Here is a 20,383-nt window from a genome sequence, read left to right on the forward strand (position 1 = left end):
AATTAGACTGTTCGCGCCGTCGACCGATCGGTGACCCGTTTGGTGAGCCACGCGGCGACACCGACGAGTCCCGAAAAGAGGATCGTCCCAAAGATGGCTGGATTGATGCTTTTGAGCCCTGATAGGCCGCCAAGCGAGACGTAGAGGATCGCCGCAAGGACGACCGCCGAAAGGCCGACCAGCGCGATCCCGATGGCGTTAAACAGAAGCTCCATGCGACTGTTCGGTGTTTGTGACTGGTGATCGGTCATATCCACGCATAGCTGTGTCACATATAAAATCGGTACTTGGATTCCCAAAATCTGAAACTCACTCAGACAGGGCTCACTCACCGAGGATGATGGTAGCGTACCGCTGGTTGCTGGCGATTTGATCGCAGATTAGGGTAGTAACGGTGGCTCAGGAAAATCCCTCGTCACACGGGGCTCGGTGGGGGTAACTATCATCATCGCCACCATCGGAACTTTGCTGTGGGACAGTAAGAACCCACGCTTCTATGATCGATACGAAACAAAAGATGGCAGTGTGACTGGCGACCGTTAACTCATGAAGAGCCGCCGATCCGCGCGTTCGTGGGCCATCCCTCGCACGTCGGCCAGCGGCGCGAACGAGCACATCGCCGTGAGGTCGGCGTCGTAATACTGCTCGCAGACCTCCTCGATCACCGGGAACAGCGTCGATAGCTGCGCTTGGATCGCGGTATGGCCGAACCGACCGAGCCGCTGGGCCGCGCCGAGCAGTCCAGTGACCGAGCCGTAGGCACTCACCAGTGCGGCCTCCCGACAGCCGAGGCCAGCCTGCTGACAGACGACGCCGAGCACGACTGGGTAGTGACCCTCAGCGAGACCATCCTCACAGGCAGCCGTGTACTCGCCGAGGAATCCAGTGGTCTCGGTCGCAGCGAACGGGCCGTCGTCGATCTCATCGAGGAGTTCCAGTAGCTTGCCGCCGGCCTTCATCGAGCTATCGCGGAACTCAGCCGGCAGCGTCGCCGCGCCGAGGCGTTCGTCAGCCGCGAGCACACCGACGAGGTCGTCGGCCGCTGCCGAGCGGTGGGCATGACCGAGCGCGACAATCTCGGCGGGGCCAATAACCCCTCGAAGATAGCCTTCGATGAGCTCGCCGAGCTCGTCGGCCGTCTCGATGTCGTCCTCGTTGAGGTACTGTTCGACGCCGTAGGAGGCGGTGTAGGTACCGACCGGCAGCATCGAATCCGAGAGCCGCAACGCTGTCAGCAACGCCTCAGAGGAGGTCATTGCGGTTCACCCTCCGGGGGCGCAGTCGCCGATTCGGCGTGATCGTGATCATGTTCATGCTCGTGGTCGTGGCCATGGTCGTGGCTGTGTTCATGTTCGTGATCGTGCGTGTGGCTGTGGTCGTCATCGCGGTCGGGGGCGTCGTCACCGTGTGCATGGTCGTGGTCGACGCCGTGCCCACCTGCGGCGGTGTCGTCGCCACCGCCGTCGATGAACCGTTGGGCGTCGACGGTCTCGTAACGTGTCATCGCTGAATCTGGAATGTAGGGGCCCAACACGTCCTCGATGATCGCGCGGTCGGCGTCGACCGGAATGTAGAGTGTCGCGCCGTCGACGGCGATATCCCAGTGTTGATTGCCGATCCGGTGGCCGAGTTCGACCGCCGTCGACACCGCTGCCTCGGCGGCCGGGAGCTCGATGACGAACGTCTCACGCTCCTCAAACGCGACGACGACAGCGCGGTCGTCGTTGCACAGCAGCACGTCGCCAGCGACGAGTTCCGGCTGATCGACGAGCACGCCGAGATCGGTGCCCGCATCCGTCGTCACGCGGAGTCGGGATCGTTTGCGCTCGGTGTCGTCAAGCACGACCGTCTCCAGCGTGCCGGCTGCCTCGTGGGCGTCGACCTCGGCAGCGAGGTCTGGATCGTCGGCAACATTGCCGACGACGCTGTCGACGCGTTTCATCGGCCGCGACCCTCCAGTGGCGCGCCGGTACCGAGCAGTGTTTCGCGGGCTTCGTCCCACGCAGCCTCGACGGCGGCGGTCACGTCCGCGCTCCGGTCGCCGAGGGCGCGGACGGTCACACCGGCGTCGTCTTTGAGGACTGACGCACCGGCAGCGACCTCGTGGTCGGTCAGCCGGTCATGGATGGCGTCGGCAAGTGCGTCGGCATCGGCCGATGGTGCAAAGACGTACAGCGTGCCGACGACAGCGTGCTCGCCGACGGTCGCCGGATCGCGTGGATCGCGTTCGTCCGGTCGCAGGTCGACCGCGTCAGCACACACGAGCGAGTCATCGACGCGGGCTTCCAGCCGACTGTGGAAGTGGTCGAAGCTGAACGGCTCGTGGTCGGTCAGCCCATCAGGAACAAAAACGTCGCCGACGATGACGGTCGCATCCGCGGCCACATCGACGGTCGTCGTCTGCAGACAGCGGGCGTCCTCGTTGAGAATTGTTGGCCCAGGGATGTATTCGAGATGGGCTCCCGACTCGGCGACGAGTGTCGCGTCGAGATGGGCGTAGCTCGCCTTCATCGTCTGGATTTTCGTCGCACTCTGTGTCGTGACGTGTGCGCGCGAGCAGGGGCGGGCCTCGACTGAGAGCGTCTGGCGGTCGCCTTGGGTGACCGCGCCCGTGGGATCCTGTAGACAGATCGTTGTCATCCCGTCGACTGGGTCGCTGTCGAGCGTCCCGGTCAGGTGGTACGGCACCTTCACGAGATCCGAAATCAGCCGCGTCGGGTTGTCACCCTCGCGGGCGACGACGAGATCAGCGATGCCCTCTTTCCCGTGACCGAAGGCCGGCGACTGCGGCAGGTGCTGAGTGCCGTACTCGCGGAACGCCGGTGGGATGGCAGGGTCGTCACTCCCGGCATCAAGATCGGCGTCGCTGTCGGTTGCCTCGCTGGGGGCGTCGCCGTCGGTACCGTCGCTGTCGGTGCTCACGCGAACAGAACGCTCCGTTCGATGTTGTCGATAACCTCCTCGATTCCTTCCTCGGCTTTGCAGTTCGTGAAGATCGTCGGCTCCTCGCCGCGAACGGTTTCGGCGTCTTTCTCCAGTACGTCGAGATCGACATCGACGTGCGGGGCGAGGTCGGTTTTGTTGATGACCAGCAGGTCAGCCTGCGTGACGCCTGGCCCGCGCTTCCGTGGGATGTCGTCGCCCTCGGCGACCGAGATGACGAACATGAAGTAGTCGGCGAGTTCGGGGTTGAACGTTGCCGCGAGGTTGTCGCCGCCGGACTCGATGAGGACGACATCCAGCTCGGGGTGGGCCTCGGTGAACTCGTCGATCTTATCGAGGTTCATCGAGGGATCCTCGCGAATGCCCGTGTGTGGACAGGCCCCGGTTTCGACGCCAGCGACGAGCTCCTCGTCGATCCGGCCGGCGAACGACGCCTGGAGTCGCTCGGCGTCTTCCTGTGTCATGATGTCGTTGGCGATGACGCCGACGTTGTAGCCGGCATCGTCGAGCCGGGGGACAAGCTGCTGGACGAGGGCGGTCTTCCCCGAGCCGACGGGGCCGCCGAGGCCGACCTTCGCCACGTCTCTGTATCCCATCAGTCGAGTTGCTCCTCGGTATCGGCGCGGATCGGCTCGTGGACGGTCACGAGTTTGGTGCCATCAGGGAAGGTGGGTTCGACCTGCACCATATCGACCATCTCGGGAACGCCCTCCATCACGTCTTCCCGGCTCAGTAGGCTCGTCGCTTCCTCCCGAATCTCGGCGACGTTTTCGCCCTCACGGGCGCGTTCACAGACCCAATCGGAGATGTAGGCGACCGTCTCCGGATGGTTGAGTTCGATACCGCGTTCTTTCCGTCGTCTGGCGAGCTCTGCCGCCATGAAGATCGTCAGTCGTTCGTTGTCCTTGGGTGAGAGTTTCATAGCGTGTACCTCTGTGCGAGTGGGATTTCCTCGGCCGGTTCACAGGTGACGTGTTCGCCATCGACTTCGACCTCGAAGGTCTGGGGGTCGATTTCGATGTCGTCGGGTGCGTAATCGTTGTGCAGCATGTCGGATTTGCCGACCTCGCGGGTGCCTTCGACGGGGCGGACGGTCGAATCGAGATCGAGTTCGTCGCCGATATCGTTCTCGTAGGCGGCCTTGCTGACGAACGTCGTGCTCAGGGCGTTTTTCGCCTTGCCGACCGCGCCCTCCCGGGAGCGCTGCATCACGGGTTCGCAGGTCATCAGCGAGCCGTTGGCCTCGCCCATCTCGCTGTGGACGGGGAAACCGCTCTTGATGACGTATTTCGGTTTGATGCCGAAGAATTCGGGTTCCCACAGCGCGATGTCGGCCATCTTGCCCGGTTCCAGCGAGCCGATGTACTGATCGATGCCGGCGACCTTCGCGGGGTTGATCGTGTACTTCGCAATGTAGCGTTCGATCCGGGCGTTGTCCGCGTCGGTGCCCTCGTCGGCCGGCAGCGGGCCGCGCTGGGCCTTCATCTTGTGGGCCGTCTGCCACGTCCGGCAGATGACTTCGGCCATCCGACCCATCGCCTGGGAGTCGGAGGTCATCATGCTGATCGCGCCCATGTCGTGGAGCACGTCCTCGGCCGCAATCGTCTCGGAGCGAATCCGCGATTCGGCGAAGGCTACGTCCTCCGGGACATCCGGATTCAGGTGGTGACAGACCATCACCATATCGAGGTGTTCGTCGAACGTGTTGACCGTGTAGGGCATCGAGGGGTTCGTCGACGACGGCAGCATGTGGTCGTGACCGATGAGTTCGAGCACGTCCGGCGCGTGGCCGCCGCCGGCACCCTCGATGTGGAAGGTGTGGATCGTCCGGCCGTCGATAGCGTCGAAGGTGTTCTCGACGAAGCCGGATTCGTTCAGCGTGTCGGTGTGGATACAGACCTGCACGTCCTCCTCGTCGGCGACATCGAGTGCGCTGTCGATGACGGCAGGCGTCGAGCCCCAGTCCTCGTGGAGCTTGAGTCCGGTCGCGCCGGCCTCGATCTGCTCGTAGAGCGGCTCGGGCTGGCTGCTGTTGCCCTTCGCGTAGAAGCCGACGTTCATCGGCCACTCCTCGGCGGCTTCGAGGAACCGTTTGATGTTCTCGGGGCCGGGCGTACAGGTGGTCGCGCCGCCGCCGTAGCCGCCGCCGAACATCGTCGTGATCCCGCTGGCGAGGGCGTGTTCGAACAGTTCCTTGCTGTTGAAGTGGACGTGGATGTCGAACGCGCCGGGCGTGGCGATGAGCCCGTCAGCCGGCACCGCGTCGGTGCTCGCGCCGATGATCAGGTTCTCGTCGACGCCGTCCATCGTGTCAGGGTTGCCGGCTTTCCCGAAGCCGGCGACTTCGCCGTCCCGAACGCCGAGATCGCCCTTCTGGACACCGAGAACGGGATCGATGAGAACGACGTTCGTATAAACGTAGTCGAGTGCGCCCTCGGCTTGGGTCGTGCCGGGTTGCATCCCCATCCCGTCGCGCATCGTCTTCCCGCCGCCGAAGACCGCCTCATCGCCGTAGGTCGTGTGGTCTTTTTCGATTTCGGCCAGGAGGTTGGTGTCGCCGAGCCGAATCCGGTCACCCTCAGTCGCTCCGAAGAGATCGGTGTAGGCCTTTCGGGAGAGTTCGCGGCTCATTCGTCAGCCTCCATGTACCCCTGCTCGCGGGCGCGTTCGAGAGCTGCTTCCTTGATTTCCTCGTCGTCGAGGTCGCCCTCAACGAGGCCACCCATCCCTTTGAGGATGCGGTTGCCGCCGTAGGCGACGAGGTCAACGTCCTCCTCACAGCCGGGTTCGAACCGGATCGCCGTGCCGGCCGGGATATCGAGTCGCATCCCGAAGGCGGCTTCGCGGTCAAAGTCGAGTGCGGGATTCGCCTCGAAGAAATGGAAATGTGAGCCGACCTGCGAGGGTCGGTCGCCGGTGTTCTCGACGGTGACCGATGCCGTCTCGCGGTCGGCGTTGATCTCGACCGGTTCGTCGGCGGTCAGCAGCTCGCCAGGAACCATGTCACTCATCGAGCCGCTCCCTCCGTGTGGGCCAGTGCAGTGTGGCTGGTGAACAAACGGACATAACAAGAGCGGATTCGACCAACACTACTAAAAATATTGGCTTTAGTGTAGTAATAGTCATTGTGGCTGCGAAAAATAAAACAAAAGTATAAAATAGAGAATCAACTGAACAATATCCGATTCTGGACGCCGATACCAGCGGTAAATTCGTCGTGTGCAAACTCTCGGGGCGTTTGCCGCCATTGCGTGGAGGTGCCGGAGCGGCCGCCGGCACAGGTGTCGGGGCTGATCATTGGGGTGCCACGATGATCGCAACGGATAGCAACGCAGATCCTCAACAGGGGCAGAAAACTGGTCGACAACGGGGGAACCCTGGTCGTCAGCCAACCAACCCGGGGGTGAGGCCAGCGAGAACGTTGACCGCAAAGCCAAGGACGACCACGCCGGCAATGACCTGTGAGATCGCGTGGACACGCTCGCCCTGTGCCTTTGAGAGCCGGAACAGCGAGCCTGCCCCGCCGCCGATCAGTGCCATCGTCGCGATGATCGTCAGCGTGTAGGCGGCGACGATCCCGATCATGAGTGGTTGGCTCCCGTTGGGGATCGTCACCGAGATGAACGCGATCATCGAGACCGGCGGCGAGAGGGTAAACAGCGCGCCCACAGTACCGATCTTGAGGTATTCAAGCGTCGTATGATCGTGTGTGTGCGCCCCGTGGCCCTCGGTGGTTGGTCGAATCGATGCCGGTAGATGGAGATGATAGTGCGAGTGTGGCTCGCTCCCGTGCTCGTGGCGGTGGCGATGAACGAGCTTCCGCGTGCCGGTCACCCCGAGATACAGGCTTAGCCCCGCAAGGACGATCCCGACGAACAGTGTACCTACCTGTTCGAAGGCCGGCGGGAAGCTAGTCGTACCGAACAGTGCGTAGGCGGCTGCGATCCACACCACGACCAGCAGGGCATGGCCGGCGGCAAAACAGCCACCGACCAGCGCCGAGAGCTTCGGATCGCCTGCCTCGTGGGTGAGCGCGGTGATCCCAGCGACATGGTCAGGTTCGATCCCGTGGGTGATCCCTAACAGCCCGGCTGTGAGGAGATACCCGACACCCGCAGTCAACCCGAGCCCAAGGTCGGTCAGTGGCTCAACCATCGTCCCTCACGTGCTGGCGCGACTCGCGCGGCCGCTGTCGACAGGGATCGCTCCCGTCTTTCCGATAGTCGTTGAATTTGTGTCTCTACGTTCATATGACGCATTCAGTCGTCGGTTTTTCAGCGAGTGGCATAATCATTGACGATATCGCAATATCTGCTCGAACGTGCAGCATGATACTACTCTTGTGTACAGCCGATATCGCCCAGTGAGCACGAGAATCTACGCTGGTTGTGGCCACTATTGAGCAAATAACAACTTAGCGAGCTATTTATTCTGCATTCCGTATTTTGATTCGATATTGGTTCAACCGATTTGGACAATTATTTACTATATAAGGATATATTTAGTGTAATCATTCCCTCTAATCGTATATTGTCTGGTATTGATTAAGATAGAAGCGTTTATATACACTCTTTATCTCAACGGGAATGTCGACAATGAGCAGACAAACGCTTCGGAATGCAGCTGACCAAGTTGTATATGCACAGAAAATTGTTGAATGCATGGAGGGACGTAAATGAGCGATAATCGTGTTTCTCGGCGATCAGTACTCGCAACCGGTGCAGCCGGTGTCGGCGCGGCACTGGCCGGGTGTTCTGGCGGCGGTGGCGGTGGCAGCTCGGAAAGTGACACGATCAAGATCGGCGTGCTTGAAGATCAGTCAGGTAACTTCTCACTGGTTGGGACGCCAAAGTGGCGTGCCAGCAAACTCGCCATCGAGGAGATCAACGACAACGGCGGGATCATGGGCAAACAGATCGAGCTGTTCGATCCCGATCCACAGTCAGATAACCAACGCTACCAACAGCTTACCGAACGGCTCATCCAACAGGAAGAGGTCGACGCGCTGTGGGCCGGCTACTCCTCGGCGACACGAGAGGCGATCCGACCGATCATCGACCGGGAAGATCAGCTGTACTTCTATACGACCCAATACGAGGGCGGCGTCGCCGACAAGAACGTCTACTGTATGGGACCGACAGCCCGCCAACAGCTCGGCAGTGTCGTCCCCTACATGATCGAGAACTTCGGCACCGACATCTACACCATCGCGGCCGACTACAACTTTGGCCAGCTGTCGGCCGACTGGGTAAAGGTCATCGCCCAGGAGAACGGCGCGTCGGTCAACAACGAGGAGTTCATCCCGCTATCGAACCAGAACTTCGGCTCGACAATCAGCAATATACAGGACGCCGATCCGGACTTCGTGATGGCGATCCTCGTCGGCAACAACCACTCCTCGTTCTGGAACCAGCGAACCTCCGCGGGCCTCGATATCCCGATGGGCACCTCGACCGTGATGGCCCAGGGCTACCAGCACAAACGCCTCGAAGCGCCGGCGCTCAAGGACGTCTACGGCGGGTTCAACTACATGGAGGAGATCCCGACCGACCGCAACGAGGATTACGTCAGCCGGTACTACGACCGCTGGCCGGACGCCGGCTACGCCAACGAGGAGTCCGTCAACAACTACTTCTCGATCTACATGTACAAGAATGCCGTCGAAGAAGCCGGCACGACCGATCAGGAAGCCGTCAAAGAGGTACTGAACAGCGGCATGGAGATCACCGGCGACAAATCGCCGGAAGGAGACATCTCCCTGCAGGGGCCGGTTCACCACATGACCCACAACATGCGGGTCATGAAGTGCGACGCCGACCACAACATCACCGTCGAAGACGAACGGATGATCCCCGAGCAGTTCCTCTCGGAGACGGTCGGCATCGATCTGTCGGGCAAGGACAGCGAACTGGAAAAACAGTTCACGCCGACCGAATACTACGACGCCGCAGGAGAGTAACTGATGACATCGGGCTTCGGCGCAACTGGCATGCTCACACCCCTCATCATCGGCGATGTGTTGGGGACACTCGATAGCGTTGGTGTTCCGATCCCACAGCTGCTGCAGATGGCCGATAACATCGCCTTCATCGCGCTGGCGGCGATCGGCCTGACGATCATCTTCGGGATGATGGGCGTGATCAATCTCGCTCACGGCGAATTCATCATGATGGGCGCCTACATCACAACGCTGTCGGTCAACGTGGCGTCGATCCCATTGCCGATTGCGATGCTTCTCGGCGCGCTCGGAACCGCCATTTTCGGAGCGATTGTCGAGCGCACCATCGTGCGACGGCTGTACGGCCGACTGCTGGATTCGATGATCGTCACCTTCGGGCTTGGGTTGATCCTCACACAGGGTACCAGGATCATCTTTGGCAACTCCCTACAGTCGATCGGGACGCCATTCGGACAGGTTCCGGGGTACACCTACTCCGGCTACCGTGTCCTGTTGTTGTTTGCGGCGATCGGCGTGCTGGGGGCCGTCTATCTCGTGTTTACCCGCACCGAATTCGGTGTGCAAGCACGGGCGACGATTCAGGATCCGGAGACAGCGCAGGCGATGGGGGTCGACACCGATCGCATGTACACGATTACCTTCGCAATCGGCTCCGGGCTAGCTGGCTTGACTGGCGCGCTGTACGCGCCCTCGGCGACGATCGTGCCGGGGATGGGACAGTCGTTCCTCGTTGAATCCTTCGTCACTGTCGTCACCGGCGGGTCGTCGGTACTGCTCGGAACCGCCTTGGCTGGTGGGATCCTCGGGACGATCAACGCGATCTTCTCGAATCTGTACGGGAATTTCATCGGCCAGATCGCGCTGCTCATCACGGCGATTATCGTTATCCGGCTGCTGCCGGATGGGCTGACCGGACTCGCAAACACAGTTCGTGATAAGCTAGGTGAACGCCAATGACTGACGGACGCCTGCCGTCACGACTCGACGGGATCGCTCGCAAACTAAACGGCCCGAACACGCTCGGCAACTCGAAGGCGTTCTGGATCGCCTTCGCTGTCGGGATGGTTGGGATGATCGCTTATCCCCTCATCCGTGGCTCCTACGCAGCGGGACAGACCTCGCTGTTTCTGGTCTACGGGCTGCTCGCGCTGTCGCTGTCGCTCATCTGGGGCTACACCGGCATTCTGAGCTTCGGGCAGGTCGCTTTCTTCGGGATCGCTGGCTACACCTACGCGATTGTGAGCCTCAATCTCGGCGGCGCGTTCGGGCAAACAGTGGCCTTGCCGGTCGCCGTCGCGGTTGCGACGCTGTCGGCGTTTGTGCTCGGCTACTTCATGTTCTACGGGGGCGTCAAGAACGTCTATGTGGCCATCCTCACGCTCGTCGTCACGCTTGTACTGGAGACGTTTATGGCCCAAACCGCTGGCGCGGAGTGGGCGATCGGAAGCGTCCAACTCGGCGGGTTTAACGGGATTCCCGGGATTCGGAACTTTGCCCTCGGCGTTGAGGGGGCCTCGATCAGCCTGTCAGGGTCGGGGTTCTACTGGTTTGTGTTGGCCCTGTTGCTCGTCGCCTACCTCGGTGCCCGAATGCTTGTTAACAGCCGCTTTGGCTACACGCTGGTAGCGATCCGGGAAGACGCCGAGCGAACAACAATGCTCGGCTACAACGTGAAGCGAGTGAAGCTAGCCGTCTTCACGCTGTCCGGCGCACTCGCCGGGCTTAGCGGCGTGCTGTATGCGACGTGGGGCAACTACATGGATCCGAGCGTGTTCACCATCGTCTTCGCCACCATCCCCATCGTCTGGGTCACCCTTGGCGGCCGTGAATCGCTGCTCGGGGCGATCGTCGGTACGGTCATCATCGAACGACTCCGGCTGTGGTTTTCGGTCAACGCCTCGGAGTTCGCGATCGTCTTCGTCGGCGTGATCCTCATGACAACGGTGCTGCTGGTTCCGCGAGGGATCCTCCCGGGGATCAGAGACGGCTACGTGTTCTTCAGCGAACACGGCATCCGCGAGGGGATCGAACGCGGTCGGCTGACGATCCAAACACGGCTCCAAGCGCGATTGGCGTCACTTGGAGTTGGAGGAACAGAAACAGAGACCCCACCCAGTTCGGAGGCGGTTCGTGAATGAGCACCCCACAAGATCCAAACGTCAGAGAGCAGCCAGCGGTCGCCGCTACCGGAAGCAGCCGCGAGGCGATCCTCTCGACGAACGGGCTCAAGAAAAAGTTCGGCGGCCTCACCGCCGTCGACAGCGTTGATTTCACCGTTGACGAGGGTGAGATCCGCTGTCTGATCGGCCCCAATGGGGCTGGCAAATCCACGCTGCTTGAACTGATTACGGGACAGCTTTCGCCCACGGATGGCGACATCTACTTCGATGGTAACGATCTGACCGATATGGAACCCCACCGGCGGATGGACGCCGGCATCAGCATCAAGTTCCAATCGCCACACATCTACGAGAGCCTCACCGTCGAGCAGAACCTTCGGGTGCCGCTGCAGCGAACCGACCGCGATATCGAGGCCGTGTTGGAGCGAACACTTGCTCGGATCGCGCTGGCCGAGAAGGCCGACGAGCCGGCCAGTGATCTCTCCCACGGCGAGAAACAGCGGCTTGAGATCGGGATGGCGGTGACGCTTGATCCAGCACTCATGCTGTTGGATGAGCCCGTTGCAGGGATGTCAGTCGACGAAACGGCTGATATCGCCGAGCTGATCCAGTCGCTGCACGACGACGGGATGACGTTCCTCGTCGTCGAACACGACATGGAGTTTGTTCGGAAGATATCCGAGCAGGTGACGGTGTTGAACCAAGGCTCGGTTCTCACACAGGGCCCGATTGAAGCCATCGAGAACAACGAAGAGGTTCGCCGAATCTACCTGGGTGAAAACGCATGAGCCTTGAAATCTCGAAGCTCAACGCCGGCTACGATGGAACACCGATCCTCAGAGACGTTTCTTTCAGCGTCGACGACGGCGAGATCGTCGGGATCGTTGGCCGTAATGGCGTTGGGAAAACAACGCTGTTGAAGTCGATTATGGGGCTGCTTGAGCCGGAAACTGGACGCATCCAGTACAACGGCGAGGAGCTAACGGGTCGTTCACCCGACGAACACGCAAAGCGCAGTATCGGCTACGTCCCACAGGGGCGTGACGTGTTCCCAGATCTCTCCGTTGAGGAGAATCTGCTGGTTGGTGAATCGGTCGGCGACGATGACGAGACACGCTACGAGCAGGTCTACGACTACTTCCCGATCCTCGAAGAGCGCGCCGGGCAGGACGCTGGGACGATGTCGGGCGGCCAACAGCAGATGCTCGCTATCGCCCGCGCGCTCGTCGGCGATCCCGACCTGCTGTTGGTTGACGAACCCTCGGAGGGTGTCCAGCCCTCGATCGTCCAGTCGATCACCGAGGATCTCAAGCAGATCAACGACGAGTTCGGCACGACGATCCTCTTTGTCGAGCAGAACCTGTCGGTGATTCAGGGCCTCGCCGAGCGGTGTTACGCCATCGATCACGGCACCATCGTCGACGAGATCACCGGCGACGCCGTCTCCGAGCGCGACCAACTCGAGGAGTACCTCGTCGTCTAAGCGATCGCTGCCACGGTTTTTTTACCCGATCCGCCACCGGAGGAGCCCGGCCGCCGCCCCGAGTGACGCAACCGTCCACAACACCAAGCCGATCATGCTGATCAGCGGCGACGCGTAGCCGGACTCACCGGCCGACAACACGCCGACAACAGTCTCGAAGACAAGCCCCCGATACGCACTGTTCGGGACGAATCCAAGCGCCAGCCGCAGCGTCGCCTCGTTGAACACCCCATCAAGGACACCAAGCAGGATCGCCGCCTCACCGCCGACTACAACGACAAGGACGGCCCCGATCGCAGCAACGATCGCCGTTCGCGCGCTGGTCACAGCGATCGAGGCCACGAGCACGACAGCCACAAGCGCGTTGCCAAACAACAGCGTCACCACCAGAAACCGGCCAAAGAGGATCGGCGAGTCGACGCCGGAGTGTGTCGCAAACACGCCGGTATCCGGGGCGGCGACGGCAGCGACGACGAGCCCAACAACAAGGAGAGCAACACCAACAATCGCTGAGAGGACAGCCGCGCGACCAAGATACACCGCACCAACGTAGGCAGACGGCGAGACGGCGTAGGTATCGAGCATCGCCACCTCACCGCGGTCAAGATCTGAGGGGACTGCCCGGTAGCCGATGGCGACTGCGACGATCGGAACGAGCACCTCCAGTGGCAACAGCAGATCAACAACAGTCGGGATGTAGCCCGTGGCGGCCCCACCGCCGCCGAACGTTAGCCCGAGCAGAATTCCGCCGACTGCAAGGCCAAGCAGATAGTAGCTCCGTGTTCGGGCAGCCGTGCGGAGTTCACGACGGATCAGCGTAGACATGATCGTCAGCGAACTCATGACTGTCCTCCCGTGTCAGCAGTCGCATCGGACGCCACCGACTCTCGCTCCGTGGGCCCGTCGTCGCCGCGACGAGCAGCCCCGTCACTCGTCGCCGGATCGTCACCAGCCGTCGGGTCGATGACGGTGTCGTATACGTCCCAGAGATCAGCGGCGTCGTACCGCTCGATCAAATCAGTGGGTGAGCCGGCCGCGGCAACACCGCCTGATTCGAGAATAACGACGTGATCGGCGTACGTTTCGACCAACGACAGCGTATGGGAGGCGACGACGACCGCCATCCCGTCGGCGGCTCGCCCAGCAAGACTCTCGAAGACCCGCCGGGCCATGCTTGGGTCGAGCCCGCTGGCGGGCTCATCACAGCAGACGACCGGTGGGTCGCCAAGGACAGCCTGTGCGACCGCCAGCAGTCGACGCATCCCGCCCGAGAGTGCGGACACCCGCCGGTTTCGAGCCTCGGAGAGGTTGACCTCACCTAAGAGGCGCTCCGTGTCGACGGCGGCGTCGACCAGCGAGGCGTAGAAGTCGACGGTTTCGTTGACGGTGAACTGCGGGCGAAACGCCGGCTCCTGTGGCAGATACCCCATCGGTCGATCCACGTTTGGGCCGGTGTAAGTCACCGTGCCGGCCGTGGGGTCGACATGGCCCAACAGTGTCTTCAACAACGTTGTTTTGCCGATCCCGTTGGGGCCGATCACAGCGGTCATCGCGCCGGAGGCGATATCGAGGTCGACACCCTCGAAGATGGGTCGGCCCCCGTATTCTTTCGTCAGTCCTGTGGTCGTGACGACCGAGGTGTCTCCATCGTTGTCGGTCGGTTCACCCCTGGATGTGGCTTCGTCAGCGTCGGTCATGAGAGATGAGAGTGTGCGTGCTGCGCGCGATCTTCGTATGTGCCGTTGCCATCGCTACTGTGGAGTGGTATCATTGGTTAGGGTGGTGATGCTGTCTCAGAGACGCCAGCAAGCCCGTCGGTGTGGAGGGCCGCTGTTGTCTCAACGAGCTCAGGATTCTGTGGGGTCTCGACTGGGTCAGGATCGAGGATGCTCCCGGATCGAAGCCCCGGCGAGGCACCGGTGAGTTCGCGGAGGCCCTGGTACACCGGCGAGGCGGCGACCGTCCGGCGGGCCATCGAGCGGTGTCGTTGGCCATCGACCGGATCGGTCGGCATGTACGCCCGGTCGGCCGTCCGACCGCTTGGCGTCGTCAACGCATCCTCCCAGTAGTTGCCACGCCAGACACGCAGCGGGCCGGCACTCGCGCCGGCGTGGCGATCGTTGTCGACGAAATCGTTAGCGGTCACCTCGCTGGTCGCCACGACCGACCCGGTTCGCATTCCCTGATTGTTGTGTCGGACGACGTTGTGCTCGTACAGCGAGTTGATCGCGGTCGTCGTGATCCCGATCCGGCTGTCGGTGACGCCGTTGTGAGCGATATAAGAGTTCGAGCCGCTGGTCGAGATCCCGGTCGCCGTGTTGCGAACGAGGTTGCCGACGATGGCGTTGCGGGTCGGATCGGTCATCACCGTGATCCCACCGTACTCCTGGCCGGCCATGCGGTTGTCGGCGACCAACACCGTCGAAGAGTACATCAGGTGGACGCCGTAGCGGTTCTCCCGAAAGGTGTTGTTGCGGATGATTGTCCCATCAGATCGGTGGAGATAGACGCCGTCACGCCCATCGGTGACCGCCGAGTCCTGTATCACAGTCGGGGAGTACATGGCGATAACGCCCATGAAGCCATCGTGCCAATCCTCGGGGCCGGCCACCGAGAGATTCGTCACGACCCCACCGGGGCTCCGTCGCAACAACACGCCGTTGGCGGGTGTGTGTGGGACGGTCACGTCGGAGATGAGTGTCTCATTTGCGCCGGTCGCTTTGATCGCCGCATCGCCGTGGCCGTAGCCGAGTTCGATATTCGCATCCCAAGCGTCGCCGGCGACAGCGTCGGGATTGCGGGTTTGGTTGCCAACACCGGTGATCGTGAGCCCGTGGATCGCAACCCTATCGGCGGTAACATGGAGCACGCTGCCCGCACCGTCACCAGCGATCGTCGCTCCCGGGCCGCGAAGCGTGATCGGGTGGTCAATCTCGATGGGGCCCGGATACTGTCCGGGGGCGACGGCGACCGTTGTCCCGTTTGGCGCGTCGTCAATAGCGGCTTGGAGGTCATCGTCCGGCCCGACTGTGACCGATCGCTCACGGTCAAGCAGTTCGGTTCTGTCAGCAACCCATGCGTCAGCGTCAGCCCGTTGCTCCGCAACGCGGTCACGGACGACCGCGCCGTCGTCGGTCTCGAAGGACTGCTCGCTGAGGGTTGCCCACGAGACGACCCGCCCGCCGGTGTCGTCGGCAAATGTGGTGGCGTCGTCGCGGTCGCGAAACGGGACGATCGCCTCGCCGACCGGCGTCGTCGCGCCGCTGTCGACGACGAAGACGGCGTCGCTGGCGGCCGTCCACGCAGGGAGTCGCTCGGTGTCGATCCGGCCGTCGTCGCCGACGCTGGGAATCGTGTTGCTGTAGTCGGTGACGTAGGTCACAAGCGGGTGACCGTACTGCTGGCGAGTCGCTGGCTCATTGATCGCCGCCAGCGCGGTCGGCAGCCCGTAGTAGCCGATGACATACTGGTACTGGGAATAAAACACCTGGACGCGGGGGATCGCCGCTGTGTCGTCGGCGACGATCTCCTCGGCGGAGGCGACCCCGATCGCGCGGGTGTCCTGGAAGGGAACCGGCTCCGGGGCTGCCGAGTCAACGGAAACCCCGAACAGCGCGACCGGAATGACGACCACGAGCACGAACAGCGTGAGGCCGACCTGCCACCGCCGGGGGAGCCGCCAGTCCATATCTTCGGGTCAGCGCGTCACAGACTTAGCCCGTGTGGTACGTGATCCGAAGGGCGTCTGGCCTTGATTTATGAGAGGTCGTGACCACAGGCGGGACAGGTCGGGTTCGGCTCCTCGGTTGGTTCGACAGCGAGTTGACAGCGGGCACACCAGCGAAGCGTTTTGTCTTGAGTGGGTGTGTCGTGGGTCATGATGGTGTATTGAACCCCGATCGATTTCAGCACCAGGGATGGTTGGGGCGTGTCAGTGGTTCCTCGAAAGGTGTGGGACGCTGCTCGGCACCTGTTTGAGGAGCTACAACCACGAATTAGATGTCGATCCTATATAACACCGCATTCGGCGGCGCTGCGTGGCAAAAACGGGGAGTACCTCTGTGCCCGGTGGTTGTTGTCTACCAAAACAACAACCACCAGAATAACATATTAGATCTCTATTAACTTTGGTGGATTTGCCCAGAGTTATAGAACCAGTTGGCACCGCGCTACCTGAGTAACACAGCGATCAGAGTAGCGGTATCAAAGCTAATGGCGCACAAGATGGTGGGTGTGTCTCTCGTAGTGCAATCGATACGAAACCCAGAGAAGCGACAGGCGCGACTGTGGCGCTCACCCTCAGTCCAGATATGGCTGTTCGATATCAGTTTCGACGGTGATGAGGGCACTCATACGTCGGGTGATCCCGTCAAAGAGTGTGATGAGGGGAGCAAGTCCACGTTCAACGTATCCAATCGGTGCGGCAATGGTCAGTGCCCAGTGTTTCGCGTTCCCAAGCCCGAACGCCTTTGGGACGATCTCGCCTAAGATCAAAATCAGCACACTGGTCACGACGGTCGTGGCGATGACCGCCGGGCCGGGAGCGAGATAACTGGCTACTAACACGGTCATAATACTCGAAATCGCAATGTTCACGATGTTGTTGCCGACCAAAAGCGTCACCAAGAGACGGTGAGGATCGTCGTGTAACTCCTTCAGAACATGAGCCCGACGATCCGATGTCGTCGCTTGCTGTTCGATCCACTCCCGAGACAAAGAGAAAATCGCCGTTTCTGAACTCGAAAAGAACGCACTTAACAACAGGAGTACCATGATTGCCAGTCCGCCAGCAACGACGACGAGACTATTCATGGATTGCATTTGTCCAGAGACCGCAAGAATCCATTGACACCGCTTCGCTTTTGCCTTCGTACGGGTTCCGCTGGGATGGCTCGCTGTATCGGTTGCAATACTGAATGCATCACCTACAGCGTACACGGCAATGCTAGCAGAACAGATCGCAATCTGTCGTTGCTGAAGCAAAGTACGCACGCGAATCGAGTTGGTGTAGTGATCAGTCGGGCTGCTCAGTGTGACAGTCTATTCGGTGGATATACAAATAATATGACATATATCCCAACAAACATCCAGCTCTTATCGGAATTAAGGTGTATAATCGAGTCCAAGGACAGCAAAGCTGCTAGTCACTAAATTTATTACCACCGGCTCTGTTCCACATAACATGATACACACAGTCAAAAAGGTGGTTTGTTCCCACGAATACGAGGTTCGATCGGTCGAAACGTCCGAATTTGTTGTTTTTGAACGGTGCTCGGACTGTGGGAAAACGCGGCAACGTGACGGCACTGAACTCACAGCCGAACAGAGCGACACGACGCACACGGCGGCATCATAATCCTCCGCCTATTGCCGATCAATCCAGCGGCCGGAGCGTTGAGTTCACCACGACCAACAGACTACTTGTCCCCATTGCCACCGCGGCCAACAGCGGATTCAGGAGGCCAGCGACCGCAAGCGGGATCGCCACCGCGTTGTAACAGAGCGCCCACCCGAGATTCTGGGTGATGCGGCTGTTTGTCTTTGCGATAATTGTCAACAACGAGGGTACCGCCTCAAGCGTGCCATCGGCGACGATCACGTCGCCGGCGTCGGTTGCCAGCTTCGTTCCTGTTGCCAACGCGATCCCAAGATCAGCCGTCGCCAACGCCGGGGCATCGTTGCTGCCGTCGCCGATCATCGCCACCCGACCCTTCGATTGGAGTTCGCGGACGGTCGCCGCTTTCGCCTCCGGCGGCACACCTGCGAACACGTGGTCGACGGCCGGATGCTCACCGAACGCCTGCGTTGCGGCCTCGTTGTCGCCGGAGAGGACAACGATCTCGCGGTCATCAGCCGCAAGGTCGTTGACGACGCCCTCCCAGTCGGCTTTCGGCTCGTCGCCGACGGCGATCACGCCTTGGATCGTCTCCGACCAGCCGACGACGACGGCGACCGCACCCTCCTCGGCGATGCGGTCGGCGGCCGCCAGATAATCTTCGGGATCGTTCCAATCCCCCTCGCCGAACAGTGATCGATGGCCAACGAGTGTGTCCGCGCCGTCGACCTCGCCACGGACACCGCGCTCCAGGGTATCGACCGTCTCGATCGAGGCGTCGGTGTCGGCCCAGCCGGCGGTCGCCACACCGCCATCAGTCACCGTTGATTGCGACGCCCCGTCGGTCGGCTGGCTCGCTGCCGACGTGTCGGGGGCGGCTGCCGCGACGATCGCATCGGCGACCGGGTGGGCGGCCGCGCGTTCGAGGGCAGCGGCCGCCGACAGCACGGCCTCGGGGTCGTCGGCGACCGTCTCGGTGACCTCCATCTCGCCGGTCGTCAGCGTCCCCGTCTTATCGAGGGCGATCACATCGAGATCGATCGGCCGCTCGAAGACGGTGTCGCTGGCGACGACCAGGCCGTGGTCGGCAGCTGTCCGAATCCCACGAGCGACCGCCAGCGGCGTCGCCAACCCCAGCGCGCAGGGACAGGAAACGATGATCACCGTGAGCCCGGTAAGGAGTGCGGCTGTCGGCGGCGTACCGATTGCGATCAGACCAACCGTGGCGACCGCGCCGATAGTCAACACGAGTGGGACGAAGATCGTCGCCAACTTGTCAGCAAATCGCTGGACACCGGGGGAGCTGCTCTGGATGTCCCACAGGAGCTCAACGAGGCGATCCAGCGTGCTGTCGGCGTCCTCGCCGGCCTCGATCGTCAGCGGCTGATCGGTGACGACGGTGCCGCCGCGGACAAAGTCGCCGGCGCGTTTCGTGCGGGGCAGTGACTCACCGGTCACCAGCGCCTCGTCGACGGCGGCGACACCCTCGACGACCGTGCCGTCGACCGGGATCCGATCGCCCGGCCGCACGAGGAGTTTGTCGCTCGGTTGCACCTCAGCGACAGGAACGGTTGTTCCGTCGGGTCGGCGGGCTTCGTCGACCTGAATCGCCGTCAACTCGGAGAGCAGATCCGACGCCCGGCGTTTGATTCGGGTCTCGTAGTAGTTGCCGAAGGTGACGACCAGGATGATAGCGACGGTGACATCGAAATAGAGGTCGGTACGACCCAACCCCATCGCGAGCGTGCTGTAGCCGTAGGAGCCCAAGGCGGCGACAGCGATCAACAGATCCATATTCGGCTCGCCGGCCTTGAGGCTGACATACGCCCCCCGGAGGATCGGATACCCGGTGTAGAACAACACGAGCGACGCCAACAGCCACAGCTGGGTGAACAGATACAGCCCGTCAAACCCGCCGAGATCGATCAGCGGCTCGAAGCCGAAATACTTCGGATAAATAAAGAGAATATACCACATCATCGTCATCATCCCGAAGAGGCCGCCGCCGATGAGGAACTTGGCGACGGCGACATCGCCGGCCATCGCTGAATCTTCCTCAAGTGAGCGTTCGGTGGCGTCGTAGCCGTACCCCGAAACCAGCTCCGGTAGCCGATCATCGTCGACGGCGTCGGGATCGTAATGAAGTTTCAGCGTGTCCGTCGCGTAGCTCGCTGTCGCCGCGCCGACGCCGTCGTTGTCGACAGCGGTTGATTCGAGAAACGCCTCACAAGTGGCACAGTGCATGCCATCGACATGGAGATACTGCTCGTCGTACTCGTCCGGCAGATCGTCAGGATCGGTGTCGGATTGAAGTTCTTCGCGTGCGTCTTCCGGGCTCGCATCCTCGACAGAGCCAACCGATCGGGCGACCGCCAGACAGCCGCGACAGCAGAATTCGCCGTCGACGTCCTCGCCAGTGATCGGCGGATCGGGCGTCGGCAGCTCACAGAGCGTACAGTGGCTCATATCGGGGAAGCCGCGTTGATGCTGTCAAGACAGCCGCAGACGGCTGTCACCAGCGAGGCCAGCGTTGACCTGGGGGC

19 protein-coding genes are annotated in these 20,383 nt (G+C 61.5%); 5 read left to right on the forward strand and 14 right to left on the reverse strand.

Annotated features, from left to right (window positions below):
• Nucleotides 1-2: 2 nt before the first annotated feature.
• From DM826_RS09805 to DM826_RS09845, 9 genes are all read right to left on the reverse strand, one after another.
• Complete coding sequence (locus DM826_RS09805; RefSeq protein WP_120103210.1) at nucleotides 3-251, reverse strand: hypothetical protein; 249 nt, start codon at nucleotides 249-251, stop codon at nucleotides 3-5.
• A 288-nt stretch (nucleotides 252-539) separates the two neighbouring features.
• Entirely contained in the window at nucleotides 540-1,256 is a 717-nt protein-coding gene (locus DM826_RS09810) for an urease accessory protein UreF (protein WP_120103211.1), read from the reverse strand.
• Complete coding sequence (gene ureE, locus DM826_RS09815) at nucleotides 1,253-1,942, reverse strand: urease accessory protein UreE (RefSeq protein ID WP_120103212.1); 690 nt, start codon at nucleotides 1,940-1,942, stop codon at nucleotides 1,253-1,255. The genes DM826_RS09810 and ureE overlap by 4 nt, the downstream gene beginning before the upstream one ends.
• Nucleotides 1,939-2,829 carry an urease accessory protein UreD gene (locus tag DM826_RS09820; protein ID WP_120103799.1) on the reverse strand — a complete coding sequence of 297 codons (891 nt, stop codon included), beginning with the start codon at nucleotides 2,827-2,829 and terminating at the stop codon, nucleotides 1,939-1,941. The genes ureE and DM826_RS09820 overlap by 4 nt, the downstream gene beginning before the upstream one ends.
• 89 nt (nucleotides 2,830-2,918) lie before the next feature.
• Nucleotides 2,919-3,539 carry an urease accessory protein UreG gene (gene ureG, locus DM826_RS09825; RefSeq protein ID WP_120103213.1) on the reverse strand — a complete coding sequence of 207 codons (621 nt, stop codon included), beginning with the start codon at nucleotides 3,537-3,539 and terminating at the stop codon, nucleotides 2,919-2,921.
• Entirely contained in the window at nucleotides 3,539-3,865 is a 327-nt protein-coding gene (locus tag DM826_RS09830) for an urease subunit gamma (protein WP_120103214.1), read from the reverse strand. The genes ureG and DM826_RS09830 overlap by 1 nt, the downstream gene beginning before the upstream one ends.
• Nucleotides 3,862-5,574 (reverse strand): urease subunit alpha, encoded by a 1,713-nt coding sequence (gene ureC / locus DM826_RS09835; RefSeq protein ID WP_120103215.1) that lies wholly within the window; start codon nucleotides 5,572-5,574, stop codon nucleotides 3,862-3,864. The genes DM826_RS09830 and ureC overlap by 4 nt, the downstream gene beginning before the upstream one ends.
• Complete coding sequence (locus DM826_RS09840; RefSeq protein ID WP_120103216.1) at nucleotides 5,571-5,954, reverse strand: urease subunit beta; 384 nt, start codon at nucleotides 5,952-5,954, stop codon at nucleotides 5,571-5,573. The genes ureC and DM826_RS09840 overlap by 4 nt, the downstream gene beginning before the upstream one ends.
• Nucleotides 5,955-6,327: 373 nt before the next feature.
• The gene (locus DM826_RS09845; RefSeq protein WP_120103217.1) at nucleotides 6,328-7,098 is read right to left on the reverse strand and encodes a hypothetical protein; all 771 of its coding nucleotides are present in this window, start codon (nucleotides 7,096-7,098) and stop codon (nucleotides 6,328-6,330) included.
• Nucleotides 7,099-7,618: 520 nt separating this feature from the next.
• Between DM826_RS09845 and DM826_RS09850 the strand changes: the two genes are divergently transcribed.
• Genes DM826_RS09850 through DM826_RS09870 form a run of 5 tightly spaced genes read left to right on the forward strand, consistent with a single transcriptional unit; the run spans nucleotide 7,619 to nucleotide 12,505 of the window.
• Nucleotides 7,619-8,902 carry an urea ABC transporter substrate-binding protein gene (locus tag DM826_RS09850; RefSeq protein WP_120103218.1) on the forward strand — a complete coding sequence of 428 codons (1,284 nt, stop codon included), beginning with the start codon at nucleotides 7,619-7,621 and terminating at the stop codon, nucleotides 8,900-8,902.
• Nucleotides 8,903-8,905: 3 nt separating this feature from the next.
• On the forward strand, nucleotides 8,906-9,859 hold the full coding sequence (urtB, locus tag DM826_RS09855) for an urea ABC transporter, permease protein UrtB (protein WP_233735769.1): 954 nt from the start codon (nucleotides 8,906-8,908) through the stop codon (nucleotides 9,857-9,859).
• On the forward strand, nucleotides 9,856-11,040 hold the full coding sequence (gene urtC / locus DM826_RS09860; protein ID WP_120103220.1) for an urea ABC transporter, permease protein UrtC: 1,185 nt from the start codon (nucleotides 9,856-9,858) through the stop codon (nucleotides 11,038-11,040). The genes urtB and urtC overlap by 4 nt, the downstream gene beginning before the upstream one ends.
• Entirely contained in the window at nucleotides 11,037-11,810 is a 774-nt protein-coding gene (locus DM826_RS09865; RefSeq protein ID WP_120103221.1) for an ABC transporter ATP-binding protein, read from the forward strand. The genes urtC and DM826_RS09865 overlap by 4 nt, the downstream gene beginning before the upstream one ends.
• On the forward strand, nucleotides 11,807-12,505 hold the full coding sequence (locus tag DM826_RS09870; protein ID WP_120103222.1) for an ABC transporter ATP-binding protein: 699 nt from the start codon (nucleotides 11,807-11,809) through the stop codon (nucleotides 12,503-12,505). Before DM826_RS09865 ends, DM826_RS09870 begins: the two co-directional genes overlap by 4 nt.
• A 21-nt stretch (nucleotides 12,506-12,526) precedes the next feature.
• Here the strand turns inward: DM826_RS09870 and DM826_RS09875 are convergent, their stop codons facing one another.
• The 5 genes from DM826_RS09875 to DM826_RS09895 all read right to left on the reverse strand — a co-directional run bounded on the left by DM826_RS09875 (nucleotide 12,527) and on the right by DM826_RS09895 (nucleotide 20,306).
• Nucleotides 12,527-13,348 (reverse strand): ABC transporter permease, encoded by an 822-nt coding sequence (locus DM826_RS09875; protein ID WP_120103223.1) that lies wholly within the window; start codon nucleotides 13,346-13,348, stop codon nucleotides 12,527-12,529.
• Complete coding sequence (locus DM826_RS09880; RefSeq protein WP_120103224.1) at nucleotides 13,345-14,202, reverse strand: ABC transporter ATP-binding protein; 858 nt, start codon at nucleotides 14,200-14,202, stop codon at nucleotides 13,345-13,347. The genes DM826_RS09875 and DM826_RS09880 overlap by 4 nt, the downstream gene beginning before the upstream one ends.
• 77 nt (nucleotides 14,203-14,279) lie before the next feature.
• Nucleotides 14,280-16,193 carry a NosD domain-containing protein gene (locus tag DM826_RS09885; protein WP_120103225.1) on the reverse strand — a complete coding sequence of 638 codons (1,914 nt, stop codon included), beginning with the start codon at nucleotides 16,191-16,193 and terminating at the stop codon, nucleotides 14,280-14,282.
• A gap of 611 nt (nucleotides 16,194-16,804) precedes the next feature.
• Nucleotides 16,805-17,317: a CNNM domain-containing protein gene (locus tag DM826_RS09890; RefSeq protein ID WP_120103800.1), complete on the reverse strand. Its 513-nt coding sequence runs from the start codon at nucleotides 17,315-17,317 to the stop codon at nucleotides 16,805-16,807.
• A gap of 562 nt (nucleotides 17,318-17,879) precedes the next feature.
• Complete coding sequence (locus DM826_RS09895) at nucleotides 17,880-20,306, reverse strand: heavy metal translocating P-type ATPase (RefSeq protein WP_120103226.1); 2,427 nt, start codon at nucleotides 20,304-20,306, stop codon at nucleotides 17,880-17,882.
• Between the last annotated feature and the right edge of the window lie 77 nt (nucleotides 20,307-20,383).

This window comes from Halonotius aquaticus, from assembly GCF_003605575.1.
In the GTDB taxonomy this organism is placed as follows: domain Archaea; phylum Halobacteriota; class Halobacteria; order Halobacteriales; family Haloferacaceae; genus Halonotius; species Halonotius aquaticus.